This window comes from Planomonospora sp. ID91781, assembly GCF_015711595.1.
GTDB classification, from domain to species: Bacteria; Actinomycetota; Actinomycetes; order Streptosporangiales; family Streptosporangiaceae; genus Planomonospora; species Planomonospora parontospora.
Genome location: NZ_JABTEY010000001.1, coordinates 1,868,927 through 1,893,890, shown reverse-complemented (window position 1 = coordinate 1,893,890; position 24,964 = coordinate 1,868,927). Strand labels below are relative to the sequence as shown.

The 24,964-nt window shown below is 72.8% G+C and carries 22 protein-coding genes; 7 read left to right on the top strand and 15 right to left on the bottom strand.

Annotated elements, in window-relative coordinates:
• Window positions 1-127 precede the first annotated feature (127 nt).
• From HS048_RS08820 to HS048_RS08810, 3 genes are all read left to right on the top strand, one after another.
• A complete protein-coding gene (locus HS048_RS08820) occupies window positions 128-592 on the top strand; it encodes a gamma-glutamylcyclotransferase (protein ID WP_068896744.1) in 465 nt (154 codons plus the stop codon).
• Window positions 593-763: 171 nt separating this feature from the next.
• The gene (locus HS048_RS08815) at window positions 764-1,567 is read left to right on the top strand and encodes a purine-nucleoside phosphorylase (protein WP_196466653.1); all 804 of its coding nucleotides are present in this window, start codon (window positions 764-766) and stop codon (window positions 1,565-1,567) included.
• A 97-nt stretch (window positions 1,568-1,664) separates the two neighbouring features.
• Window positions 1,665-3,317, top strand: a complete 1,653-nt coding sequence (locus HS048_RS08810) for a phospho-sugar mutase (protein ID WP_196466652.1) — start codon at window positions 1,665-1,667, stop codon at window positions 3,315-3,317.
• 128 nt (window positions 3,318-3,445) lie between these two features.
• On the opposite strand, the gene HS048_RS08805 is transcribed toward HS048_RS08810, so the two are convergent.
• Window positions 3,446-5,017, bottom strand: a complete 1,572-nt coding sequence (locus HS048_RS08805) for a methyl-accepting chemotaxis protein (protein WP_196466651.1) — start codon at window positions 5,015-5,017, stop codon at window positions 3,446-3,448.
• Window positions 5,018-5,446: 429 nt separating this feature from the next.
• Here HS048_RS08805 and HS048_RS08800 point away from each other — a divergent pair, with 429 nt between their 5' ends.
• A complete protein-coding gene (locus HS048_RS08800; RefSeq protein ID WP_196466650.1) occupies window positions 5,447-6,871 on the top strand; it encodes an ATP-binding protein in 1,425 nt (474 codons plus the stop codon).
• A gap of 50 nt (window positions 6,872-6,921) precedes the next feature.
• Here HS048_RS08800 and HS048_RS08795 read toward each other — a convergent pair whose 3' ends face one another.
• The 5 genes from HS048_RS08795 to HS048_RS08775 all read right to left on the bottom strand — a co-directional run bounded on the left by HS048_RS08795 (window position 6,922) and on the right by HS048_RS08775 (window position 11,508).
• Complete coding sequence (locus tag HS048_RS08795) at window positions 6,922-7,629, bottom strand: PH domain-containing protein (RefSeq protein ID WP_196466649.1); 708 nt, start codon at window positions 7,627-7,629, stop codon at window positions 6,922-6,924.
• 28 nt (window positions 7,630-7,657) lie between these two features.
• Window positions 7,658-8,740 (bottom strand): adenosine deaminase, encoded by a 1,083-nt coding sequence (locus tag HS048_RS08790; protein ID WP_068896676.1) that lies wholly within the window; start codon window positions 8,738-8,740, stop codon window positions 7,658-7,660.
• Between the two features lie 63 nt (window positions 8,741-8,803).
• Entirely contained in the window at window positions 8,804-9,157 is a 354-nt protein-coding gene (locus HS048_RS08785; protein WP_068896675.1) for a cupin, read from the bottom strand.
• 34 nt (window positions 9,158-9,191) lie between these two features.
• Window positions 9,192-9,881 carry a hypothetical protein gene (locus HS048_RS08780; RefSeq protein WP_196466648.1) on the bottom strand — a complete coding sequence of 230 codons (690 nt, stop codon included), beginning with the start codon at window positions 9,879-9,881 and terminating at the stop codon, window positions 9,192-9,194.
• A 199-nt stretch (window positions 9,882-10,080) separates the two neighbouring features.
• Window positions 10,081-11,508: an MFS transporter gene (locus HS048_RS08775; RefSeq protein ID WP_230880777.1), complete on the bottom strand. Its 1,428-nt coding sequence runs from the start codon at window positions 11,506-11,508 to the stop codon at window positions 10,081-10,083.
• Window positions 11,509-11,595: 87 nt separating this feature from the next.
• On the opposite strand from HS048_RS08775, the gene HS048_RS08770 reads away from it, so the two are divergent.
• Window positions 11,596-11,988, top strand: a complete 393-nt coding sequence (locus HS048_RS08770) for a MarR family winged helix-turn-helix transcriptional regulator (RefSeq protein WP_068896673.1) — start codon at window positions 11,596-11,598, stop codon at window positions 11,986-11,988.
• Between the two features lie 134 nt (window positions 11,989-12,122).
• Here HS048_RS08770 and HS048_RS08765 read toward each other — a convergent pair whose 3' ends face one another.
• From HS048_RS08765 to HS048_RS08735, 7 genes are all read right to left on the bottom strand, one after another.
• Complete coding sequence (locus HS048_RS08765) at window positions 12,123-13,403, bottom strand: thymidine phosphorylase (protein WP_068896672.1); 1,281 nt, start codon at window positions 13,401-13,403, stop codon at window positions 12,123-12,125.
• 5 nt (window positions 13,404-13,408) lie between these two features.
• Window positions 13,409-13,810 (bottom strand): cytidine deaminase, encoded by a 402-nt coding sequence (locus tag HS048_RS08760; protein WP_068896671.1) that lies wholly within the window; start codon window positions 13,808-13,810, stop codon window positions 13,409-13,411.
• On the bottom strand, window positions 13,807-15,087 hold the full coding sequence (locus HS048_RS08755) for an ABC transporter permease (RefSeq protein WP_084008216.1): 1,281 nt from the start codon (window positions 15,085-15,087) through the stop codon (window positions 13,807-13,809). Before HS048_RS08755 ends, HS048_RS08760 begins: the two co-directional genes overlap by 4 nt.
• Window positions 15,084-16,235 (bottom strand): ABC transporter permease, encoded by a 1,152-nt coding sequence (locus HS048_RS08750; RefSeq protein ID WP_068896670.1) that lies wholly within the window; start codon window positions 16,233-16,235, stop codon window positions 15,084-15,086. The genes HS048_RS08755 and HS048_RS08750 overlap by 4 nt, the downstream gene beginning before the upstream one ends.
• Window positions 16,236-16,272: 37 nt before the next feature.
• Window positions 16,273-17,811 carry an ABC transporter ATP-binding protein gene (locus HS048_RS08745; RefSeq protein ID WP_068896669.1) on the bottom strand — a complete coding sequence of 513 codons (1,539 nt, stop codon included), beginning with the start codon at window positions 17,809-17,811 and terminating at the stop codon, window positions 16,273-16,275.
• A gap of 87 nt (window positions 17,812-17,898) precedes the next feature.
• Window positions 17,899-18,978 carry a BMP family protein gene (locus HS048_RS08740; RefSeq protein ID WP_157237462.1) on the bottom strand — a complete coding sequence of 360 codons (1,080 nt, stop codon included), beginning with the start codon at window positions 18,976-18,978 and terminating at the stop codon, window positions 17,899-17,901.
• Window positions 18,979-19,220: 242 nt separating this feature from the next.
• Window positions 19,221-20,462 carry an amidohydrolase gene (locus tag HS048_RS08735; RefSeq protein WP_196466647.1) on the bottom strand — a complete coding sequence of 414 codons (1,242 nt, stop codon included), beginning with the start codon at window positions 20,460-20,462 and terminating at the stop codon, window positions 19,221-19,223.
• A gap of 538 nt (window positions 20,463-21,000) precedes the next feature.
• On the opposite strand from HS048_RS08735, the gene HS048_RS08730 reads away from it, so the two are divergent.
• The gene (locus tag HS048_RS08730; protein ID WP_230880776.1) at window positions 21,001-22,377 is read left to right on the top strand and encodes a peptide ligase PGM1-related protein; all 1,377 of its coding nucleotides are present in this window, start codon (window positions 21,001-21,003) and stop codon (window positions 22,375-22,377) included.
• Here the strand turns inward: HS048_RS08730 and HS048_RS08725 are convergent.
• Window positions 22,336-22,602 (bottom strand): SCO4848 family membrane protein, encoded by a 267-nt coding sequence (locus HS048_RS08725; RefSeq protein WP_230880775.1) that lies wholly within the window; start codon window positions 22,600-22,602, stop codon window positions 22,336-22,338. The genes HS048_RS08730 and HS048_RS08725 overlap by 42 nt on opposite strands.
• A 109-nt stretch (window positions 22,603-22,711) precedes the next feature.
• Here HS048_RS08725 and HS048_RS08720 point away from each other — a divergent pair, with 109 nt between their 5' ends.
• Window positions 22,712-23,923, top strand: a complete 1,212-nt coding sequence (locus HS048_RS08720) for a D-alanyl-D-alanine carboxypeptidase family protein (RefSeq protein WP_084008232.1) — start codon at window positions 22,712-22,714, stop codon at window positions 23,921-23,923.
• Window positions 23,924-24,013: 90 nt separating this feature from the next.
• Here the strand turns inward: HS048_RS08720 and HS048_RS08715 are convergent, their stop codons facing one another.
• Complete coding sequence (locus HS048_RS08715) at window positions 24,014-24,955, bottom strand: YihY/virulence factor BrkB family protein (protein ID WP_068896665.1); 942 nt, start codon at window positions 24,953-24,955, stop codon at window positions 24,014-24,016.
• Window positions 24,956-24,964 lie beyond the last annotated feature (9 nt).

The following is a 24,964-nucleotide window of genomic DNA, read 5'->3' as shown; positions in this document are numbered from 1 at the left end:
CATCCCCGGACCAACCACCGCTCGGGTCCCCCTCGAAAACCGGGGAAAGCCCTTGCCCTTCGAGGAAATCGACGACATGACATCACGGGAGGGGCATGCGGGCGATCTTGGATTAGTCTTGGGCACCGTGCCTGTCTACGCCGCCTACGGCAGCAACATGGACCCCGAGCAGATGGCCCAGCGGGCCCCGCACTCCCCCGTCCGGGGGTCGGGCTGGCTGCAGGGCTGGCGCCTGACGTTCGGCGGGGACGACCTCAGCCGGGAGGGCGCGCTCGACGGCGCGCTCGCCACCATCGTCGAGGACCCCGACGAGCACGTCTTCGTCGTCCTCTACGACGTCCCCGAATGGGACGAGACCTCCCTCGACCAGTGGGAGGGCGCCACCCGCGGCCTCTACCACAAGGTACGGCTGCGCGTGCAGACCCTGGACGGCGAGGTCGTGGCCTGGTTCTACGTGCTCGACGGTTACGAGGGCGGCCTGCCCTCGGCGCGCTACCTCGGCATCCTGTCCGACGCCGCGGAGAAGGCCGGGGCCCCCGACGACTACGTCAAGGCGCTGCGCAACCGCCCCTGCACCTCCTTCGGCGGCTGACGCCCCGTCCGCGGCGGGCGGTGGCGGGCCGCATCCGCGGGACCGGTGACGCCTCCCGTCTGCGGGACCGGTGGCGGGCCGCGGCCGGATGCTCGGCAGGTCGGAGGCGTAGCGGCGGGTCGCGGCCGCCGGAGTCATGGCGTGGACGGCCCGGCGAGTACGCTCGGTGAGGTGACCAATGACCCTTATGCACTCGCCACGGACGCCGCGACCGCACTGCGGAGCGCCACCGGAGTCGAGTCCTTCGACGTCGCGCTGGTGATGGGGTCGGGCTGGGTCCCGGCCGCCGACGCGATCGGTGAGACCGTCGCCGAGATCCCGGTGACCGACCTGCCCGGTTTCGCGCCGCCCGCCGTGGCCGGCCACGCGGGCAGGGTCCGCGCCGTGCGGACCGAGTCGGGCAAGAACGCGCTGATCTTCCTCGGCCGCACCCACCTCTACGAGGGCCGGGGCGTCGAGCCCGTCGTGCACGGCGTGCGCACCGCCGTACGGGCCGGGGCCCGCACCGTCGTGCTGACCAACGCCGCCGGCGGCCTGCGCCCGGAGACCCAGGAGGTCGGCGAGGCGGTGCTGATCAGCGACCACATCAACCTGACCGGCGCCAACCCGATCACCGGCGCCACCTTCGTCGACCTCACCGAGGTCTACTCCCGGCGCCTGCGCGACCTGGTCCGCGGGGTCGAGCCCACCATGACCGAGGGCGTCTACGTCGCCTTCCGCGGCCCGACCTACGAGACCCCCGCGGAGATCCAGATGTGCCGGATCCTCGGCGGCGACATGGTCGGCATGTCGACCGTGCTGGAGGCCGTCGCGGCCCGCGAGGCCGGCGCCGAGGTGCTCGGCATCTCCCTGGTCACCAACCCGGGGGCGGGCCTGGTCGGCAAGCCGCTGAACCACGAGGAGGTGCTCCAGGTCGGCCGCACCACCGCGGCCCGCATGGGGGTCCTGCTCGCCGGGATCGTCAACAAGCTGTAGCGCCCGGCCCCGCGGGTCCCCGGAGCGGGACCCGCGGGCGGGCCGGTAGGGGAAACCGGCGGGGACACGCCCTCCCCGCCCGGAGCGTGAGGTGATCATGAGCAGCGATCTCGTACGGCTCGCCCAGGACTGGCTGGCCCAGGACCCGGACCCGCGGACCCGGGAGGAACTCCGGGAACTCCTCGACGAGGGGGACGAGGAGGCGCTGCGCGAGCGGTTCGGCGCCAAGCTGGAGTTCGGCACCGCCGGTCTCCGCGGCGAGCTGGGCGCCGGACCCAACCGGATGAACCGGGTCACCGTCATGCGCGCCGCCGCCGGGCTGGCCGCCGTCCTCGGCCCGGACCGGCACGTGGTGATCGGCTACGACGCCCGGCACAACTCCGACGTCTTCGCCCGCGACACCGCCGCCGTGCTGACCGGCGCCGGGCTGCGGGCCTCGCTGCTCCCGGCCCCCCTGCCCACCCCGGTGCTGGCCTTCGCCGTCCGCCACCTCGGCGCCGACGCGGGCGTGACCGTCACCGCCAGCCACAACCCGCCCCGGGACAACGGCTACAAGGTCTACTGGGGCGACGGCTCCCAGATCGTGCCGCCGGTCGACGCGGGCATCTCCGCCGCCATCGACGCCGTCGGCCCCGTCTCCGCCCTGCCACTGGGCTCTCCCGACGACCCCGGGTGGGCCGACCTGGGCGAGGAGATCGTGGCCGCCTACCTGGACGCGGTGACCCTGCTCCCGCTGGGCGACGCCCGCGAGCTGAAGGTCGTCTACACGCCCCTGCACGGCGTCGGCGGCGTCACGCTCACCTCCGCGTTCCTGGCCGCCGGGTTCGCGAGCCCGGTGACCGTCGAGGCCCAGGCCGACCCTGACCCCGACTTCCCGACCGTCGCGTTCCCCAACCCGGAGGAGCCCGGCGCGATGGACCTCGCCCTGGAACTCGCCGGACGGGTCGGCGCGGACCTCGTGCTGGCCAACGACCCCGACGCGGACCGCTGCGCCGTGGGCGTGCCCCTGCCGCAGGGCGGCCACCGGATGCTCACCGGCGACGAGGTCGGCGCCCTCCTCGGCGAGCACGTCATCCGGCACACCTCGGGCGACGACCGCCTGGTCGCCACCACCATCGTCTCGTCGTCCCTGCTCGGGAAGATCGCCGCCGAGCACGGCGTGGGCTACGAGGAGACCCTCACCGGCTTCAAGTGGATCATGAAGGCCGGAGGCGGCCACGGGAAGCTCGTCTACGGCTACGAGGAGGCGCTGGGCTACAGCGTCGGCTCCGGCGGGGGCCTGCCCGTCCACGACAAGGACGGCATCGGCGCGGCCCTGACCGTCGCCGGCCTCGCCGCCCGGGCCAAGCGCGACGGCCGCACCCTGCTCGACCTCCTCGACGACCAGGCCCGCCGGTACGGCCTGCACGCCACCTCCCAGCTCTCGGTCCGGGTGAACGACCTGTCCCTGATCGCGGGGGCCATGGCCCGCCTGCGCGGCGCCCCGCCGGTGGAGCTCGGCGGCCGCAAGGTCGAGTCGGCCGAGGACCTCAGCCTGGGCTCGGCAGGCCTGCCGCCCACCGACGGCATCCGCTACCGCCTGGCGGGCGGCGCCCGTGTCGTGGTCCGGCCCTCGGGGACGGAGCCCAAGCTCAAGTGCTACCTGGAGACCGTCGTACCGGTGACCGGCGAGGTCGCCGACGCCCGGGCGCAGGCCGTACGGGAGCTGGGCGCGCTGACGGCCGATCTGTCGGCGGCGCTGGGCCTGTGACGCGCCCGCCGGGCCGTGGCCCGGCGCTCCGCCTGTGCCGCGCGGCCTCGGGCGGCGGCTCGGCGGTCTCCCCTGCCACGGGCCGCGCCCTGCCGCCCGCGGGTCGCGCGCCCGCGGTCCGCATGCGCTCAGACGCGGAACCGGTCGACCAGCGTCCGCAGGTCGGCCGACATGCGGGCGAGGTCCTCGGCCGCGCGCCGGGCCTCGGTCACACCGTCGCTGGTGAGCCGGACCGCACCGGCCACGTCGGAGACGGTCTCGGCGATCCGCCCGGTGCCGGAGGCGGCCTGGGTCACGCCGCGGTTCATCTCCCCGGAGGTGGCGGTCTGCTCCTCCACCGCGCCGGCGATGGCCAGCTGGTAGTCGTTGATGCGGGTGATGATCCCGCTGATCTCGCTGATCGCCGCCACCGCGTCGCCGGTGTCGGCCTGGATCGCCTCGACCCGCCGGGCGATGTCCTCGGTCGCCCTGGCGGTCTCCTGCGCCAGGTCCTTGACCTCGCCGGCGACCACGGCGAAGCCCTTGCCGGCCTCCCCGGCCCGGGCCGCCTCGATGGTGGCGTTCAGGGCGAGCAGGTTGGTCTGCTCGGCGATGGACGTGATCGTCCTGATGACCGAGCCGATCTCCGCCGACGAGGCGCCGAGCCTGGCGACGGTCCCGCTGGCGGAGGCGGCCACGGCGACGGCCTGCGAGGCGACGCCGGCCGCCTGCCCCGCGCTCTGCGCGATCTCCCCGATCGCCGCGCTCATCTGCTCGGATCCGGCCGCGACGGAGTGCACGTCGCCGGAGACCTGCTGGGCGACGGCGGCGACCGCGCCGATCCGGGCACTGGCCTCCTCCGCTCCGGCGGCGATCCGGCCGCTGGTGACGGTCAGTTCCCCGGAGGCGGTGGCCAGCCCGCCCACGGAGGCGTCGATGGTGCGCACGGCGGTGCGCATGTGCTCGATCGCCTGGTTCAGCGCCTGGGCCATGCGGCCGAGCTCGTCGCGGGAGGCGACGTCGGCGCGCGGGGTGAGGTCGCCCTCCGCCACCGCGGCCAGGACCCGGCCGATGCGGCGCACCGGCCGGGAGATGGAGCGTCCCAGCGGAACGCAGAGCGCCACCAGCAGTACCACCCCGCCGATCCCCACCAGCAGGGAGAGCAGGCGGGTCTGCGCGACGGAGGCGTCCATCCCGGCGCGGGCGGCCTCGATCTCGGCGTCCACCCCGGCGTGCACCGCCTCCAGCTTGCCGTCCACCACGCTGTTGCGCTCGGCGATCTGCTGCCCGCGCTCCCGCGCGGCGGCCCGGTCGCGTCCGGCGTCGGCCACGAACGCCGACACGAAGGCGTTGAACTCCTCGATGTCGGGCCGCACCGACTCCAGCCGCTCCCGCACCCGCTCCGGCAGGGCCAGGGCGTCCAGGTCCGCCACGGCCTGCGTCACCGACGCCACGTCCTCGGGCAGGTCGGCGCGCACGTCGCTGAGATCCCGCTCACTGATCGCCCGGTAGGCGTCGACCTTCAGCTCGGCCTCGCGGGTGTCGAGGTGGTTGAGGATCGCCTTGGCGTGCTCCATGCCCCGCAACCGGTCGGCGTCGCCGATCAGCCGGCTCTGGGAGTACATGCCGATGCCGACGACGGAACCGACCGTCACCGCCCCCGCGGTGAAGATCAGCGCCAACCGCTGCGTGACGCTGAGGTTCGTCACTCGTGCCGCCATGGCTTCCTCCAAGGGGTCGGCGGGATACCCGCCCCATCGGCGCGGTGCCGCCCGGGCTGAGCATTCCGCCGCCGGACGGAGCCCGCCGGGCGCTCCGGTGCCGGGCACCGGACGGCCCGCTCCCGGACAGGCCTCCGCACGCGGCTCCCGCCAGGTCCCGGAAGGCTTCCGCATGCGGGTCCGCGGAAGGCTTCCGCATGCAGGTCCCGCACGCGGCTCCCGGCGGGCGCGGCGGCGTGGACCGCGCCGTCGGCGTCTCCGGAGGGGGCGGCCGCCGTGACCGCAGGCGTACGACTCTCCGGAACGGGAAAGAGTCGGCCTCGGAACCTCCATATCAGGCCTGCTCAGCGGTGAGGTGCCAGATTACGGGCACATCGGACAGAAGAGTCTCGCTGCTGAGACTCTCATCAATGAGACCCTCGGGGAGCGATGGCCCGGTTCATCGGCAGGGAGCACGAGCTGTCCAGGCTGGAACGCCTGCTGGGCAAGGTCGCGACGGGCGGCCGGGCCGGCCGCCCGGGCCGGGCGGTCCTGGTGCGCGGCCGCCGCGGAGCCGGCAAGTCCCGGCTGCTGGAGGAGTTCGTCCGGCGCGCGGACGTCCCGTACGTCTTCCACACCGCCGTCCGGGGCACGGAGGCCGAACAGGTGGCGGGGCTGCTCGCCGAGGGCGCCGCGTCCGCCCTCCCCGGCGCCCGGATCCTGGCGGAGCGGTCCGCCGGATCGTGGGAGGACGCGCTCCGGCTCCTGGCGGTGGCCGTCCCCCAGGAGTCGCCGAGCGTCGTCGTGCTCGACGGGCTCCCCGTGCTCCTGGCGACCGCCCCCGAGTTGGAGGGCGTGCTGCAGGTGGTGTTCGCCCGGGAGCTGTCCCGCCGTCCCGTGCTGCTCGTCCTCGCCGGCTCGGACCTGGAGACCATGGAGGCGGTGAACCGGCCGGGGCGGCCCTTCTACATGCGCGCCACCGAGCTGGTCGTCCACCCCCTCACCCCGGCGGACGTGGCGGACGCGACGGGGCTGCCCGCCGCCGAGGCCGTCGACGCCTGCCTGGTCTCCGGCGGCCTGCCGCTGATCTGCCGGGAGTGGCCCCCGGGACTGCCCGTGCGGGAGCAGCTCCGGCGGGCCCTGTCCGACCCGGTCTCCCCCCTGGTCGTCACGGGGGAGCGCGTCCTGGCCGCCGAGGCGCCGCCGGACACGCAGGCGAGGACCGTCCTGAACGCCGTCGGCGCCGGGCACCGCACCCACTCCGCGATCGGCCGCGCCGTGCCGGGGGTGCCCAGGGCCTCGCTCAACCGGGCGCTGCAGTCCCTCGTGGAGCGACGGCTGGTCACCGCCGCGACCCCGCTCTCCACCCGGCCGTCGCGTGAGACCCGCTACCACGTCACCGACGCGCACCTGCGCTTCTGGCTCGCCTTCGTCGGCCCCGGGCTGGCGGAGATCGGCCGGGACCGGGGCGACCTCGCCCTCGCCCGCCTCCTGCGCTCGTGGGACGCGTGGCGCGAGGCGGCCGTCAAGCCCCTGGTCCGGGAGTCGCTGCGGCGCATGGGCGGGCTTCCCGGCGGGACGGGCGCGATCGGCGGTTACTGGACCCGCACCGACGACCCGGAGATCGACGTCGTGGGGACGGACCTCGAACCGGTCGGGCGTACGGTGACCCTGCTCGGCTCGGTCGTGTGGCGGGAGGACCGGCCCTTCGGGCGGGGCGACCTGGACGCGCTCATCGTCCGCCGCTCCCGGATGCCGGGCGCGACCCCCGGCACGCCGCTGCTCGCCGTCTCCCGGAGCGGCTCGGCGACGGCGGAGGTCGCCCTGGTCACCCCGGAGGACCTCGTCGCCGCCTGGCGTCCCGGCCCGTCCTGAACCCGTCAGGTCCGGGGCCGCGCCCTCCTGCCGCACGGGCCCGGGCCGTGTCAGGTCAGGAAGGCGGCGACCACCAGGGCCAGCGCGACGCCCAGCGCGGCCAGGGCGCCCGGCGCCCAGGTGATCCTCATCGTCGCGGGCCCCTCACCGGTCCCGGCGGCTCCCGGCCCCGCCCCGGCCTCGGCTCCGGCCCCGGTCTCGATCGTCGCGGACCCCTCACCGGCCTCGGCCCCGGTCCCACCGGTCCCGGCCCGCGGCCTGGCGGCCTCCGCGCGCCGCCTGATCTGCTCGGCCGCCCAGTCGGCGTGCGTCCTGCCCGCCAGCGCCTCGGCCGCCGCCTGCTCCCCCCGGCTGCGGGCGGGCTCGGCCGCCGGACCGCCGCCCTCGGAGCCGGAGCGCCCGCGCCGTACGGCCGCCGCCCGCTCCCGCGCGGTGGTCTGCGGCGTCCAGCAGCGGACCGCCGCGTCACCGGAGGTGATCGTGATCGCGTGCGAGACCGCCACGCCGTCCACGGCCGTCCAGGGCACGAAGGCGTCCCGGAGCGGGTTGCGGACCAGCACGCCCTCGTCGGTCAGGACGACCGCCGGGCGGATGCACGTGACGAAGACCAGGGCCGTCAGCACCGCCAGGACCGCCCCGGCGTCCAGCGAGGACGGCCCGCTGTAGCGGACGACCAGGTCGGCCGCGTTCGCCGCGGCGAACGCGACCCACACCCAGCCGAGGACCAGTGCGGCCTTCGACCGGAACACCTCTCTCATCGCGCCCGTCCCGCTCCCGCCGCCCCGCTCACGCCTGCCACTTCAGACGCGCGAAGCCCGGCTTGATGACGCCGTTGATGAGGGCCAGCCGGTCGTCGAACGGCAGGAACGCCGACTTCATCGCGTTGACCGTGAACCACTGCAGGTCGTCCCAGTCGTAGCCGAACGCCTCCACCAGTTTGGCGAACTCCTCCGAGACCGTGGTCCCGCTCATCAGCCGGTTGTCGGTGTTGACCGTCACCCGGAAGCTGAGGCGGCGGAGCAGGCCGATCGGGTGCTCGGCGATGGAGGGCGCCGCCCCGGTCTGCAGATTGGAGGTCGGGCACATCTCCAGCGGGATGCGCTTGTCGCGCACGTAGGCCGCCAGGCGGCCGAGCTTGGGCTCGCCGTCGCCGGACACCGCGATGTCGTCGATGATCCGCACGCCGTGGCCGAGCCGGTCGGCGCCGCACCACTGGATCGCCTGCCAGATCGACGGGAGACCGAACGCCTCACCGGCGTGGATGGTGAAGTGGGCGTTCTCCCGCTGGAGGTATTCGAAGGCGTCGAGGTGGCGCGTGGGCGGGTAGCCCGCCTCGGCCCCGGCGATGTCGAACCCGGCCACGCCGACGTCGCGGTAGCGGACCGCGAGCTCGGCGATCTCCATGGACCTGGCCTGGTGCCGCATCGCGGTGAGCAGCGTGCCCACCTTGATCCCCCGGCCCTCCGAGCCGATCCTGAACCCCTCCAGGACCGCCTCGATGACCTCTTCGAGGCTCAGGCCCCGCTCGGTGTGCTGCTCGGGCGCGTAGCGCACCTCGGCGTAGACCACTCCGTCGGCCGCCAGGTCCTCCGCGCACTCGGCGGCGACCCGGACCAGCGCCTCACGCGTCTGCATGACGCCGACCGTGTGGTCGAAGGTCTCCAGGTAGCGCTCCAGCGAGCCTGAGTCGGAGGCCTCCCGGAACCAGGTGCGCAGCGCGTCGGGATCGGTCGTGGGCAGTCCGTCGTAGCCGGTCTCACGGGCCAGGTCGACGATGGTCCCGGGCCGCAGACCGCCGTCGAGGTGATCGTGGAGCAAGACCTTCGGAGCCCGGCGGATCTCCTCGAGGGTGGGTAGCTGCTGGCTCATCTCGTCATCCTACCGTTCGGTATCATCCGGCGATCTTGCGGAGACCGCCGGAGGCCGCGCGGGCTATCCGTCACGGCGTGCCGTCTCCGGGGAGAAGGCGGGCAGGCAGACGGCGACGTACTCGGCGCCCTCGGGGCCGCAGCTGTAGCGGACCTTCTCCCCCGGCTCGCAGGCGAACGCCTGGCCGGCGTGCACCTCGGTCGTGCCCTCGGCGTGCTCGACGACGACCGTTCCGGAGAGCACCAGGGTGTACTCCGCGAACTCCGGCGTCTGGGCCGGCTCGTCCCAGCCCGCGGGGGCCTTCATGTGCGCGATGGAGATCCCGGCGTCGCCGCTGTTGACCCGGCCGACGTACTCGTCGATGATCTTTCCCCCGGGTACGGGGATCCGCGTCGCGCTGTCGATTTTCCTCACCATCGGACCATCTTGCCACCGGGCCCGGGCCGCGGGTTCAGTGGGCCACGTCGATGACCAGGCGGTTCGGCTGCTTCTGCTCGGTGACGCGGAACCCGGCCCTGCGCTCCAGCACGATGCCCACGCCCACCACGGCCTCGAAGTCGCCGGTCTTCACGACGCTGCGCACGTTGCCCAGCCCGGCCTGGAGGATCGGCCCGCCCGTCAGGGTGGGGGTGCCCGACTCGGTGTGCGCGTTCGCCGGGAGCATCGTCACCTGCAGGTAGGCCCCGCCCTCGACGTCGATCGGCTCCCCCGACCCGTCCTGGACCAGCTCGGGCACCCAGTCCACGGTGTATCCGGGCAGGTCCCCCCTGAAGTCGATCACCACCCGGTCGTAGCCCCCGTGCTCGGCGAAGCGCACGCCGGTGACGAGCGGCGGCTCGTCGGGGTGCCGCTCGACCCGGACCGCCGCGGTGCTCGTCGGCGGCTCCGGCCCGGTGGGCGGCGCCTGCGGGGCGGAGGTCCTCCCCTGCGGGGTCCGCGCGCCCGGAGAGTCCTGCGCGGCGGGCGGGTCCTGCGCGTCGGGTGGGGCCGATCCGGTCCCGGCGTCGGAGGCGACCCCGGAGGACGGGGAGCCGGTGATCCCGGTGGTCCGGCCGGCCGGGTCCGCCTGACCGGTCGAACCGCCGCAGCCGGTCAGCAGGGCGAGGGGAATGATCACGAGTGCGGCGCGAGAGCGGTTCATGTGGGCCTCCTGCCAGGTTAGATGCCCAGGAACCCCCGCGGGTTCACCGCCCCGGCCGCCCCTCGTCGCGCGGAGATCCGCACCCGCCCCCATGGGCCCCTGATTCGTCCATGGGGGCGCGGGCGTCCCCGGCTGATCTTCCGTCCCCGGGCCGGTTCCGCCCACGGGCGGCTCCGCCTCCGAACGGTCGGCTCCGTCCTCAGACCGGCTCCAGGACCGGCTCCTCCTTCCGCTCGGCGGCGGCCGTACGGGCTCCGCGCAGCCCGGTGAGGGCGATCACCAGACCGGCTAGCGCGAGGATGCCGGAGACCGCGATCGCGGCGCGGAATCCGTCGAGCGGGTCGGCGCTCGTGCTGGAGGTCAGCACCGCCGTCACCACCGCGAGCACGACGGCGCCGCCGACCTGGCCGGAGGTGTTGAGCAGGCCGGAGGCCAGGCCCTGCTCGTCGTCGGCGACCCCGTTGGTCGCCTGGATGTTCAGCGACGGGAAGGACAGCGCGAAGGCGACGCCCAGCAGGACCATGCCGGGGATGACCAGCGTGGCCAGGTCGGGCGCCCCGTCCACGCGGAGGAAGAAGGCGTATCCGGCGGCCAGCGCGGCCGAGCCGATCACGATCAACCGGGCGGTGCCGAAGCGGTCGGCCAGGTCGCCCATCTTCGTCGAGGTGACGGCCACCAGCAGGCCGGCCGGGAGGAAGGCCAGCGCGGTCTCCAGCGGGGACCAGTGCAGGAAGTTCTGGAAGTACTGCATGGCGACGAACTGGAAGCCGACGTAGGAGCCGAACAGGATCACCAGGCCGAGGTTGGCCCGGACGATGGGGCCCGAGCGCAGGATGCCGAGCCGTACCAGCGGGTGCCTGACCCTCCGCTCGGTCACCACGAAGGCGGCCAGCAGGGCGGCGGCGGCGAGCAGCGAGCCGACGGTGCGCAGGGAGCCCCAGCCGGCCTCGGGCGCCTCCACCACGGCGAAGACCAGCAGCAGCATCGAGGCGGTGATGGTCACGGCGCCGACGAGGTCGTGGCCGCTCTCGGCCCGCTCCTCGGGCCGCTTCGGCAGGAACCGCAGGGCGGCGACCAGGGCGATGACCGCGACCGGGACGGGCATCAGGAACGTCCAGCGCCAGCCGAGCTCGGTCAGGAGCCCGGAGATGACCAGGCCCAGGGAGAACCCGCTGGCGCCGGAGGCGGTGAAGATGCTGAGGGCCCGGTTGCGGGCCGGTCCCTCGGCGAACGTGGTGGTGATGATGGACAGGGCGGCGGGTGCGGTGAAGGCGGCGCTGATGCCCTTGACGAACCGGGCCGCGATCAGCAGGGTGCCGTCGTTGACCAGGCCGCCGAGGAGCGAGGCCACGGCGAAGACCGCCAGGGCCACCAGGAAGACGCGGCGCCGGCCGAGGAGGTCGGCGGTGCGGCCGCCGAGCAGGAGCAGGCCGCCGTAACCGAGCACGTAACCGCTGACCACCCACTGCAGGGAGTCGGTGGACAGCCCCAGGTCCGCCTGGATGGACGGGAGCGCGACGCCGACCATGGAGACGTCGAGCGCGTCGAGGAAGACGACGGCGCACAGGACCGCCAGGGCGGCCCACAGGCGCGCGTCCCAGCGTCCTTCGGTGGAGGAAGGGATCATGAGGCCCAACAATACATGCAGACGCATCTAATGCAACAGAATTTAATTACCATGCATTTGATGTTCACGCATGCTAGGATCCGCGGCATGAGCGAGGAGTCCGCCGTCCGCGCCTGGCGGGAAGTGCTGGCCAGGCATTCCGTGACCGCCTGCGCGCTGGAGCGGGAGCTCTCCGACAGGCACGGCCTGGGCATGAGCGAGTTCGAGGTCCTGGAGCGCATGGTCGAGGGCGGCCGGCCGAAATACCGCGTCCAGGAGATCGCCGACGCGGTGCACCTGAGCCAGAGCGCCTGCTCGCGGGTGGTCGCCCGGCTGGAGAAGGCGGGCCTGGTCAGCCGGGGCATGTGCGAGGCCGACCGGCGCGGCATCTTCGTGTGCATCACCGAGGACGGCCGCGCCCGCCACGCCGCCGCCCTGCCGACCCACCGCGCCGTCGTCGCCGGGATCTTCGACTCCGCGGAGGCGTCCCTCCCCGCCTGAGCACGCACCCCGAACACGCACCCCGAGCGCGCACCCCGAACACGGTGGCGGCCGGCCACCGCCGTGCGGTGACCGGCCGCCGCGCCGATCGCCGGAGACCTCCGGCCGGGACCTCGAGGGTCAGCTTCCGACGCTCACGCCCTGATGCGGTCGATCACCAGCGGGAGCAGGTCCACCTCGCCGGCCTCACCGATCGCGTAGGCGCCGTCCAGCGCGGCCAGCGCGCGGTCGAAGCGGGCCGTCTCGTCGGCGTGCAGGGTCATCAGCGGCTGGCCCTCGCGGACCGCGTCCCCCGGCCGGGCGTGCAGCATGATGCCCGCGCCGAAGGAGACCGGGTCCTCCTTGCGCTCCCGGCCCGCGCCGAGCCGCCAGGCGGCCAGCCCCACACCGTAGGCGTCGAGCCGGGTCAGCACGCCCGTCGCGGGCGCGACGACCTCCATCGTCTCGGCGGCCCTGGGCAGCGCCGCGTCCGGGTCACCTCCCTGGGCGCTGATCATCCGGCGCCAGGCGTCCATCGCCGAGCCGTCCTTCAGCGCCTGCTCGGGGTCCTTTCCGCCGTCCAGCCCCGCGGCCTGGAGCATCTCGCGCGCCAGCCGCACGGTCAGCTCGACCACGTCCTCGGGGCCGCCGCCGGCGAGCACCTCGACGGACTCGGTCACCTCCAGCGCGTTGCCCACCGCCCGGCCCAGCGGCCGGTCCATCGCGGTCAGCAGCGCCACCGTGTTCACCCCGGCGTCGGTGCCCAGCTCGACCATGGTGGTGGCCAGCTCCCGCGCCCGGTCCACGGTCTTCATGAACGCGCCCGAGCCGACCTTGACGTCCAGCACCAGCGCGCCGGTGCCCTCCGCGATCTTCTTGGACATGATCGAGGAGGCGATCAGCGGGATCGCCTCGACCGTGCCGGTCACGTCGCGCAGCGCGTAGAGCTTCTTGTCCGCCGGGGCGAGCCCCTCGCCCGCCGCGCAGATGACCGCCCCGGCCTCCCGCAGCACGCCGAGCATCTCGTCACTGGAGAGCGAGGCCCGCCAGCCGGGGATCGACTCCAGCTTGTCCAGCGTGCCGCCGGTGTGGCCCAGGCCGCGGCCGGACAGCTGCGGGACGTACCCGCCGCACGCGGCGACCAGCGGGGCCAGCGGCAGCGTGATCTTGTCGCCGACGCCGCCGGTGGAGTGCTTGTCGGTGGTACGGCCCGGCAGCCCGGACCAGTCCATCCGGGTCCCCGACCGGATCATGGCCTGGGTCCACTCGGCGATCTCCCGCCGCGTCATGCCGTTGAGCAGGATCGCCATGGCGAGCGCGGACATCTGCTCGTCGGCGACCACGCCCCCGGTGTAGGCGTCGATCACCCAGTCGATCTGCGCGGTGGACAGCTCGCGGCCGTCCCTCTTGGTGACGATGACGTCGATCGCGTCCACAGGTCTCAGGCCCCCCGGCTCAGGTCGTCGGGTCCGAAGGCGTACGGCAGGATCTCCGCCATCGGCTTCGGCCCGTCCACGGTCTCCATCAGCAGCTCGGGGCCGCCGAACTCGAACAGCAGCTGGCGGCAGCGCCCGCACGGCATGAGCAGCTCCTCGTGCCCGTCCACGCAGGTGAAGGCGACCAGCCGGCCGCCGCCGCTCGCCTGGAGCGCGGAGACCAGCCCGCACTCCGCGCACAGCCCGACGCCGTAGGAGGCGTTCTCCACGTTGCAGCCGGAGACGATCCGCCCGTCGTCCACCAGCGCGGCGGCGCCCACCGGGAACTTCGAGTAGGGCGCGTAGGCGTTGCCCATGGCCCGTACGGCCTCGGCCTTGAGCGCGGCCCAGTCGACAGAGACGCTCATTTCGCCTGTCCCTTCCGGTACGGCACGCCGTCGGCCGCGGGCGGCCGGAGCCGCTGCGCGGCCAGCGAGAGCACCAGCAGCGTGGTGATGTGCGGGGTGACCGAGGTGAACTGCGCCGGGATGCTGTCGGTCAGCGCGAACAGCGCGAACACGATGACCGCCCCGGCTCCGGTGAACACCGCGGCCTGGGTGCGGCTCTGCTTGACGAGCTGGTAGACGGCCACCCCGGCGAGCAGGACGGCCACGAGCAGCAGCAGCGCGTGGACCGACTCGCCGCCCCGGCGGAGCTGGAGGGCGTCGGTGTAGCCGAACAGTCCCGCACCGGCCGCCAGCCCGCCCGGCCGCCAGTTGCCGAAGATCATGGCGGCGAGGCCGATGAAGCCGCGGCCCGCCGTCTGGCCCTCGCGGTAGGCGCTGGAGGCCACCAGCGACAGGAACGCGCCGCCCAGGCCCGCGAGCGCGCCGGAGACGACGACCGCGACGTACTTGTAGGTGTAGACGTTGACGCCGAGCGACTCCGCGGCGACCGGCCGCTCGCCGCAGGAGCGCAGCCGCAGGCCGAACGCCGTCCGCCACAGCACGTAGAACGTCAGCGGGACCAGCAGGATCGCCAGGACGGTCACCAGCGAGACGTTGGTGGTCAGGCCGCGCAGGATCCCCGCCAGATCGGAGAGCAGGAACCAGCGCTGCTCCTCCAGCGACTTCAGCGGCTCGCCGATCCCCGGGATGCTGACGGGGTCCAGCTTGGGCACCGGAGGCGACTGCGTGTCGCCGCCGCCCTTCATCTCGGCGAAGGTCACCTTGGACAGGAACTGGGTGATGCCCAGGCCCAGGATGTTGATCGCGACACCCGAGATGATGTGGTCCACCCCGAACGACACGGTGGCCACCGCGTGCAGCAGGCCGCCGAAGGCCCCGCCCAGCAGGCCCACGAGCACGCCCGCCCAGGGGCTGCCGAACTGGATGGCGCCCCAGGCGCCGCCCCAGGTGCCGAGGATCATCATGCCCTCGAGGCCGATGTTGACCACGCCGGCCCGCTCGGACCACAGGCCGCCGAGACCGGCCAGGCCGATCGGGACGGCCAGGGCCACGGTCGCGTTGATCGCGCCCGCGGAGGTGAGGTCGACGGCCCCGGTGACGAACCGGGTGAACGACAGCAGCAGGACCAGCGCGCCGAGGGCGAGCAGGAGGACCTTCCAGGTGAAGCGGAACTTCGACGGGACCCGTTCGACCTGCTCCACCCGCATCTCTGCGGTGGTGTCCCTCTCTTCGGTCATGCCGATGCTCCTTCAGCCTGGGGCGGGGTCCCGCTCGCCAGTTCCTTGCTCACCCGGCGCTGCTCGGCCGCGATCTGATAGCGGTGGACCAGCTCGTAGGCGATGATGACCGAGAGCACGATGGTGCCCTGCATGATCTGCACGATCTCGGGCGCGATGTCGTGGAGCTGGAGGATCCCCGCCGACGTCCCCAGGAAGGCCCAGAGCAGGGCGCCGAACGCGATGCCGACGGGGTGGTTGCGGCCCAGCAGCGCGATCGCGATGCCGGTGAAGCCGAGACCGGTGGGGAAGTCCAGGCTGTAGGAGTAGGACGCCCCCAGCAGCTGCGGCATGCCGATCAGGCCCGCCGCCGCGCCGGAGAGCAGCATCGCCATGACGATCATCTTCTTGACGCTCACGCCGCTGGCGACCGCGGCCGTCTCCGACCGTCCGGTGGCCCGCAGGTCGAAGCCGAACCTGGTCCGGTTGAGCAGGACGTGGTAGCCGATGCCCACGGCGATCGCCAGGAAGATCAGCCCGAACACCTTGCTCTCCGTGCCCGGGATGAGCGCCAGGCCGGGCACCCGGCCGGACTCGGCGATCGGCTCGGTGCCGATGTTGTTGCTGCCCGAGACCTCGACGGCCAGGCGCTCCCGGTTGAGCAGCCACGAGCCCAGCGCGGTGGCGACGGCGTTCAGCATGATCGTGGAGATGACCTCGCTGACGCCTCGCTTGACCTTCAGCAGCGCCGCGATCGACGCCCAGCCGGCGCCGACGAGCATCGCCACGAGGATGACCAGCACGATGTGCAGCGGGCCGGGCAGGACGACCGCGCCGCCCACCGCGGCGGCGATGAGCGCCGCCAGGCGGTACTGGCCGTCGACGCCGATGTTGAACAGGTTCATCCGGAACCCGATCGCCACCGCGATCGCGGCCAGGTAGAAGGTCGTCGCGTCGTTCAGCGTCAGCACGATCGAGCGCGGCTGCACGCCGTACTCGCCCATGATGGCCAGCGTGTCCAGCGGCGGGGCGCCGGTGGCCAGCAGCACGATCGAGGTGATCAGCGCGGCGAAGAGGATCGCCACGACGGGCGCGGCGAGTGAGAGCAGTCCGCTCAGCCGTACCCGCCCGAGCAGGCGGTCGGCGAAGCTCGACTCAGCGGGTTTCATGCGATGGCTCCGGATCCGGCGTACGCCGTGTGGATGTTCATGCCGCCTCGCCCGCGCCCGTCATGGCCGACCCGAGCCGCTCGGGCGTCACGTCCCGCGGGTCCACGTCGGCGACGATGCGCCCGCGCAGGATCACCTTCAGCGTGTCGGACAGGCCGATGAGCTCGTCCAGGTCGGCCGAGATCAGCAGTACGGCGAGGCCCGCGGCGCGGGCGGCGCGCAGGTGGTCCCAGATCGCGGCCTGGGCGCCGACGTCGACGCCCCGGGTGGGGTGCGACGCGATGAGGAACACCGGGTCCCCGCTCATCTCCCGGCCGACGATCAGCTTCTGCTGGTTGCCGCCGGACAGCGCGGCGGCGTCCACGTCGATGCCGGGGGTGCGGACGTCGTACTGGTCGACGATGCGCCGGGTGTCCTCGCGCGCTCCGGCCCGGTCGATCCAGGGGCCCTTGACGTTGGGCCGGCGGGTCTGGTGGCCGAGGATGCGGTTCTCCCAGAGCGGCGCCTCCAGCAGCAGGCCGTGCCGGTGCCGGTCCTCGGGGATGTAGCCGATGCCGGCCTCGCGGCGGCGGAGCGTCGTCCAGGCGGAGATGTCCTCCTCGCCCAGCCGGATCTCGCCCTCGGCGGCGCGCATGCCCATGATGGCCTCGACCAGTTCGGCCTGGCCGTTGCCCTCGACGCCTGCGATGCCGAGGACCTCGCCCTTGCGGATGTCGAAGCTGACCCCGTCCACGATGCAGCGCTCGTCCGCCGAGTGGACGGACAGGTCGCGCACGGACAGGGCGACCACGTCGGTGACGGTGGACTCGCGGGTCTCCGGGCTGGGCAGTTCGCTGCCCACCATGAGCTCGGCCAGCTGCCGGGCGGTCACGTCCCCGGGGTCGACGCTCGCCACGGTGGTGCCGCGCCGGATGACGGTGATGGCGTCGGCGACCGAGAGCACCTCGTCCAGCTTGTGCGAGATGAAGATGATCGTCAGCCCTTCGCGGACCAGCTCGCGCAGGTTGCCGAAGAGCTCCTCCACCTCCTGGGGCACGAGCACCGCGGTCGGCTCGTCCAGGATCAGGATGCGGGCCCCGCGGTAGAGGACCTTGAGGATCTCCACCCGCTGCCGGGCGCCGACGCCGAGGTCCTCGACCACGGCGTCGGGGTCGATGCCCAGGCCGTAGGTGTCGGAGATCTGCCGGATCCTCCTGCGCGCGGTGCCGAAGTCGATGGCGACGCCCGCCCTGCGCGGCTCGCTGCCGAGGATCACGTTCTCCAGGACGGTCAGGTTGTCGGCCAGCATGAAGTGCTGGTGGACCATGCCGATGCCGACCCCGATGGCGTCCGCGGGGGAGCGGAAGCCCACGGCCGTCCCGTTGACGCGGATCTCTCCCTCGTCGGGGCGCTGCATGCCGTACAGGATCTTCATGAGCGTGGACTTGCCCGCGCCGTTCTCGCCGACGATGGCATGCACGTGTCCCTGCTGCACGGACAGGGAGATGTCGCGGTTGGCCACGACGCCGGGGAACCGCTTGGTGATCCCCTCAAGCTCGACGGCCGGTGTCGAGGTGCTGATGACGGCCTCCTCCATGACGGATGGCCAGGGTTGGTTTACCGAGGGTGAGAAGAGAGCGAAGGGCCCGGGGACTCGTCCGCCGGGCCCTTCATTGATATCAGGTCAGGAGGTCTTGGCCGGAACGGTGATCTCCCCGGCCGAGATCTTCTGCTTGTACTCGTCGAGCTTGGCCTTGATGTCGTCGACCTGGCCACCGGTGGTGGAGTAGTCGACGCCGCCGGCCTTGAGGTCGTAGACCGTCGGACCGGCCTTGGCGCTGCCCGCCGCGGCCGCCTTCAGGAACTCGAAGACCGCCACGTCGACCTTCTTGATCATGGAGGTCATGATCACGGACTGCAGCTCGGGGGCCGCCGTCTTGGCCTGGTCGGAGTCGACGCCGATGGCCTTGGCGTTCGCGGCCTTGACGGCCTCGAACACGCCGCCGCCGGAACCGCCCGCGGCGTGGTAGATCACGTCGGCGCCGCCGTCCAGCATGCCCTCGGCCATCGTCTTGCCCTTGGCCGGGTCGTTGAAGCCGCTGAAGTCCGGCGGCTCGCTGAGGTAGTCGGCGTCGACCTTGATGTCGGGCTTGACCGCCTTGGCACCGGCGGTGAAGCCCGCCTGGAACTTGTCGATCAGCGGCGTGCGGACGCCGCCGACGAAGGCCACGTGGTTCTTCTCGGACTTCAGCGCCGCGGCGGCGCCGACCAGGAAGGAGCCCTCGTGCTCGGCGAAGACCAGGTTGGAGATGTTCGGCCCCTGCGCCGCCTCGTCGTCGACGATGGCGAACTTGACGTCGGGGAACTCGGTGGCGACCTTCTTCACCGGACCGGAGTAGGCGAAGCCCACCGCGATGATCGGGTTGAAGCCGCCCTGGGCGAGCAGGCGGAGCCGCTCCTCCTTGGCCGCCTCGGTCTCGCCGTTCCCGGCCTCGAGCTCCTTGGTGTCGGCCAGGCCGAGCTCGGCCTTGGCCTTGTCCAGGCCCGCGGCGGCGGCGTCGTTGAACGACTGGTCGCCGCGGCCGCCGATGTCGTAGGCCAGACCGACCTTGGGGCCGGTGGCGGCCGGAGCCGCGCTGCCCGTTCCCGCACCCGGCGAGGCCGTGGTGGCCGAATCATCGCTGCCGCCGCACGCGGCGGCGCCCATGAGCATGCTGCCCGCCAGTGCGGTCGCGGCCAGCTTGCCGAGTCGGTTCTGAAGCAAGATGGACTCCCTTCGCGTTTCAGTGCACGCGCGAAGAGACGCACGGCAACTCTGCACGGAAGATAGTTGTTCGGTGAGCACGGACCAAACCGGCACACAGGTCCGCAATAGGTCCGTTACCCAGCTCACGCCACCTTGTGACACATGAGGGGGGCCGAATATACCCGGCGGTAGGATTTCCCGGCGTAACGATCCGATCACGTAACGCTCACCGCGACGGCCGCCCGCCCCCAGCGGCGGGCTCAGGTGTCCAGGTTCACCACGATGAGCGGCTCCTCGACGGTGGGCTGCCGCTCCTCCCAGAGGGCGGTCAGCGCCGTCCCGACCAGGAAGCGCACGCCCGCGCCGATGCAGCTCTCGTCGACGTCGAAGGTGCCCTGGTGGATGTCACCGGCGTGCACCGTGCCCGGCGTGCGGGTGCCCAGGCGGGCGAACGCCCCGGGGACGGACTCGAGGTACCAGCCGAAGTCCTCGCCGCCCAGGCTCTGCTGGGTCGGCACCGAGGCCCCCTCGCCGAGCATGCTCTCGGCCGCCTCGGACAGCATCTGCACGCTGTCCTCCTCGTTGACCACCGGCGGCACCCCGCGCACGTAGTCCAGGTCCACCTCGACGCCGTAGGCCCCGGCCACCGACTCCAGCAAGGACTTGATCATGTCGGGGGCCGCGTGCCAGGCCTCCTCGTCCAGGCAGCGCAGGGTGCCCTCGGCGAGGCCGTCGTCCGGGATCGCGTTGGCCACCGAACCGGCCTCGACCCGGCCCCAGACCAGGCTGAGCGACGAGCGCGGGTCGACCCTGCGGGAGAGCGCGGCGGGCAGCTCGGTGAGGATCTTGGCGAGCGCGAAGACCAGGTCCACGGTGAGGTGGGGCCGGGCGGTGTGCCCGCCGGGGCCGCCGACCCGGATGTTGACCCGGTCGCAGGCGGAGGTGATGGGCCCGGCTTTCAGGCCGACCTTGCCCACGTCCACCTTGGGGTCGCAGTGCAGGCCGAAGATCCGGTCGACCCCGCTCAGGCCGCCCGCGGCCAGGACCTCCAGCGCCCCGCCGGGCAGTTCCTCGGCGGGCTGGAACAGCAGCCGGACCTTGCCGGGCAGCAGTCCCGCCCTCGCCTGCTGGGCGAGGAAGAGCCCGGCGCCGAGCAGGATCGCGGTGTGCACGTCGTGGCCGCAGGCGTGGCAGACGCCGGGGACCGTCGAGCTGTAGGGCACGTCCTTCTCGTCGGGCACCGGGAGCGCGTCGATGTCGGCCCGGAGCGCCACCGTCGGTCCCTCGCCGCTGCCGATCTCGCAGATCAGGCCGGTGCCGCGCGGCAGCACCGTGGGCACGAGGCCGGCGGCGCCCAGCCGCTCGGCGACGCGCTGCGTCGTGCGGTATTCGGCGAACGCCAGCTCGGGGTTCATGTGGAGGTCTCGGCGGAAGCCGATCAGCTCCGCCTCGCGCTCGGCGAGGAACGCGTCGAGTTCCCCCCGCAGATTACGCCCTCGCATTGGTCACCGTCCCATCCGCGCCAGCGGTCTGAATCCTCGACGCACGTGCCACTGCCCAGAATCACCCGATCCATGGGGCAGTCCTGTTGGAAAGCGGTCGCCGCACGGAAGGGCGCGGGCGGGTGCCCCGGACGGGCATCGCGGACACACCGCCGTGGACGACGGATCGCCGGCGCGGAGTCGGCAGGCCGAAGCGAGGCCACCGGCGCGTTGACGATGACATCGACTTTATCCCTCCTCAGCGGCCCCGCGCCGACATCTGCACCAAATGTTTTGTCGCCCCATACCCGTCTCCTGTCCCTCCTGACCCATCCGAACCATGACGAATGACTCGGATTAGCCAGGGAACGGTAGTCCTACCGGATGACGGGCACCTGGCACCCCGGGCCGCGGGGGGTTGAAACATCGCCCGACCTGGCAACTTCCATGACCTCGAGGTACCGCTCATCGAACCCGGCGGACTGATGCAACCGGAAAGAATGCGTGGTTCACTCCGCTTATGATCACTAATATCCCATTTGGGGAGAAGCACTCCAGATTGAGCATCTTCGAACCTAACGAGGGAACCGTGGTGGTCATCCCCTCGCTCTCACTGCCCCAGGACGAGCTCCGGATCATCACCGGGGCGCGCTGCTACGAGGAGCGGCTGCTCTTCCTGCTCTTCACCCTGAAACGGCCGGAGGTGAAGGTCGTCTACCTCAGCTCGGTCCAGGTGGACCCGGCGATCGTGGACTACTACCTGGGCTTCCTCGACGACCCGGGCGAGGCCCGCGGACGCCTTGAAATGATCAGTTTGGATGATCCGCGCCCCCTGCCGCTCACCGACAAGATCCTGAGCCGGCCCGACGTCCTGGCGCGGATCCGCAACGCGCCGGGCGACGTCCGGGACGCGTGGATGGTGCCCTTCGTGGTCAGCGAGTCGGAGGAGCGGCTATCCGGGCTGACTGGGCTGCCGGTCTACGGCCCGGCCACCGCCCTGGCCCACCTGGGTTCCAAGAGCGGGAGCCGGATGGTCGGCGACGAGGCGGGGGTCCCCCTCGTCCCCGGCTTCACCGACCTGCGGTCGCTGACCGAGGTCGAGCACGCGGCCCGCGCGCTCGGCCGGGGCGGCCGGCTGATGGTCAAACTCAACAACAGCTACTCGGGGCTGGGCAACGCCATCGTGGTCAAGGACGACCCGCGCCTGACCGCCTGCCGTACGAGCTTCTCCGCCGCCGAGGAGAACTGGGCCACCTTCGCGGAGAAGATCGCCGCGCGGGGCGCGGTGATCGAGGAGTTCATCGAGGACCGGCCGCTGCGCTCCCCCAGCGCGCTGGCCAGGATCACGCCCGGCGGCGCCTACGACGTGGTCGCCACGCACGAGCAGGTCCTCGGCGGCCCGAACGGCGACGTGTACCAGGGCTGCACCTTCCCCGCCAGCCAGGACTACCGCGCCGAGGTGGGCGAGTGCGCCGGGCGGATCGCCGCGGTGCTGGCCCGCCGGGGCGTGGTGGGGCTGTTCGGGATGGACTTCTTCGCCGTGAAGACCGACGGCGGCTACCGGACGCTGCTGTGCGAGATCAACCTGCGCATCGGCGGCACCACCCACCCCTTCGGGGCCGCGCTGCTCACCACCGGAGCCGTCTACGACCCCGGGACCGGCCTGCTGATGTGCTCGGGCCAGCCCAAGTACTACGTCGCCACGGACAACTGCGCCGTCCCCCGGCTGCGGGGCCGCAAGCCGCGGGAGGTCGTCGAGCTCCTGCGCGACCGGGGTCTCGGCTTCGACGGCGAGGCGCGGACCGGGAACGTGCTGCACCTGCTGGGCGCGATCCCCGAGTTCGGCAAGCTCGGCTTCACCAGCATCGGGAACTCCGCGGAGGAGGCCGCCGAGCTACACCGGCGGACCCTGCGGACGCTGCACCCCGCCGCGTAGGCCGCGCAGTCCCCGAAGTCCCCGAAGTCCCCGCAGGCCGCCCAGCCCGCGCAGGCCGATGAACCCGAGCACGAGCCCGAGCCCGACGTTGACCGCGACCAGGACGCCGTGCACCACGTAGAACGCCGTGGGGTGGCCGTCCTGCAGGTTGAACCCAAGGTTGATCCACTCGACGATCATGAAAGCGGCAAGCGCGACCAGAAATCCGGCGATCTTTCGCGACATTTGCATTATGTCCGTATCCCGCAGCGTGGCTCGTCCCGGGGCCGGGGATGAGCTCCCGCATGCGAACGCAGGCGAATCACCACAAAGCTACCCTGAGATCACTATGGGGATGAAACACGTCGCACCCGCAGGGGTGCTGCTCGCGACGGTCACCTTCCTGGGCGCGCCCGCGCAGGCCGTACAGGCCGCGCCGCCCGCGCAGAGCGTACAGGCCGCACCGCCCGCGCAGGCCCGGACCGCACAGGCCGCACCGTCCGCGTACGGCGCGCCGGCCGGGGCATGGGACCCCAGCGGCCGTGAACCCGTCGGCGGCGTGCGCCTGGGCGAACGGGGCATCGTCTTCCCCACCGGGCTGAAGGCCCCGCCCAAGACCTCGGCGAAGTCCTACGTGATCGCGGACGCCGACACCGGCGAGGTGCTCGCCGCCAAGAACGCGCACGGCCGCTACCTGCCGGCGAGCACGCTCAAGGCGCTGACCGCCCTGGCCCTCATCCCGAAGCTCGACAAGGCGAAGAAGGTCAGGCCGAGCAGGAACGCCGTCAACGTCGAGGGCAGCGCGGTCGGGCTGGTGCCCAAGCCGCTCTACACCGTCGAGGACCTGTTCAAGGCCCTGCTGCTGGTCTCCGGCAACGACGCCGCGGTGGCGCTGGCCGAGGCCAACGGCGGCCTGGACAGGACGCTCGCCGACATGAACGCCGAGGCCCGGCGGCTGCAGGCCTTCGACACGGTGGCCAAGACGCCCAACGGGCTCGACAAGCCCGGCCAGAGCAGCTCCGCCTACGATCTGGCGCTGATCGCACGCGCCGGCCTGGCCAACCCCGACTTCCGGCGGTACGTCAGCCTGAAGACGGACAAGTTCCCGGCGCCCAAGGGCTACTACGAGATCGGCAACCACAACAAGCTGCTCTGGCGCTACAAGGGCATGATCGGCGTCAAGAACGGCTGGACCTCCAAGGCTCTGGCCAGCTTCGTCGGCGCGGCCAAGCGCAACGGCCACACCGTCATCGTGACGATCATGCGGCACGACGGCTACATGTGGGAGGACATCGCCGACCTGCTCGACTGGGGCTTCGCCGCCCGCGGCAGGGCCGTCCCGGTCGGCCGCCTGGTCGAGCCCGTCCCCGAGCCGGCCCCGCTGCCGACCGCCCAGGCCCAGGCCGCGAACCCGCCCGCCCAGGGCCCGGCCGCGGCGCGGGAACCCGCCGGGGCCGCACGCCCCGCCGGGGATTCCGGCTCCGTGCTGCCCTACGCGGCCGCGGCCGCCGTCGCGGCCCTGCTCGGCGGCGCCGCCTGGCTGGTGTACGGCCGCCGCCGCTCGTAGTCCACGGAGCTTCCCCTCGGCGGCGCCGCCTGCCCGGTGTACGGCCGCCGCGGCTCGCAGTCCGCGGGGCTTCGCCGGAGCACGGCCCTCTCAGTCTCCGGCGGCCAGGGCGTCCCCGCCCGGCACCGGGGTCGGATCGGGCGGCGGGCCGAGGGAGGCGGTGGCCGTCCAGGCCGCGGTGTACATCACCACCCGGGCGGAGAAGTTGATCCAGATCAGCAGGCCGACCATCACCGCGAAGACCCCGTAGAGGGCGTTGTTCAGGGTGAACGAGAGCAGGAGCGCGGCGAGTTGCTTGAGCAGGGCGAAGGCGACCGCGCCCAGCAGCGCGCCGCGCAGCACCACCCGGAAGGGCTGGGTGGAGCGGCCCAACCAGCCCAGGACGATGAGGAAGACCACGGTGTCGGCGGCCACGCTGACCGCCAGTCCCGCCGCCCAGACCGCACCGGCTCCGGTGAGTCCTTCCGACCGGCCCAGCCACCGGGCCACGCTCCCGCTGGCCTGCGTGGCGACGCCGCCGACCGCGACCGAGAGGAGCATCGTGAAGCCGACCAGGACCAGGGCCGCCAGGTCGCGGAGCTTGCCGGGCAGGAAGCCGAGCGGCGGCTCGGTGGTCATGGAGATCTCGCGCAGCGCCCCGCGCAGGGCGTCGATCGCGCCGAGACCGGCGTAGAGCAGGCCGAGCAGGCCGAGCAGACCCGCACCGGCCTTGGCCTCGGCGATCTGGTCGATCGGGAGCTTGGCGGCCAGGCCGGGGAGGTATTCGTCGATGGCCTTCCGCAGGGTCTCCTCGGCGCCCGGCCGCTCCGACAGCAGGAAGCCCGCGACGGCGAAGGCCAGCGCGATGATCGGGAAGAAGGACAGGAAGGCGAAGTAGGTCACCGCGCCGGCCAGCCGGTCGCCCGACTGGATCTGGTAGCGCTGCACCGTCCGGATCAGGTGGTCCAGCCAGGGCCACCTGATCCGGTCGGTCTCGACCTCGCGCCCGCCCCACTCGCGCAGCGCGCCGATCCGTTCCCGCAGACCCGTCACGCCGCCTTC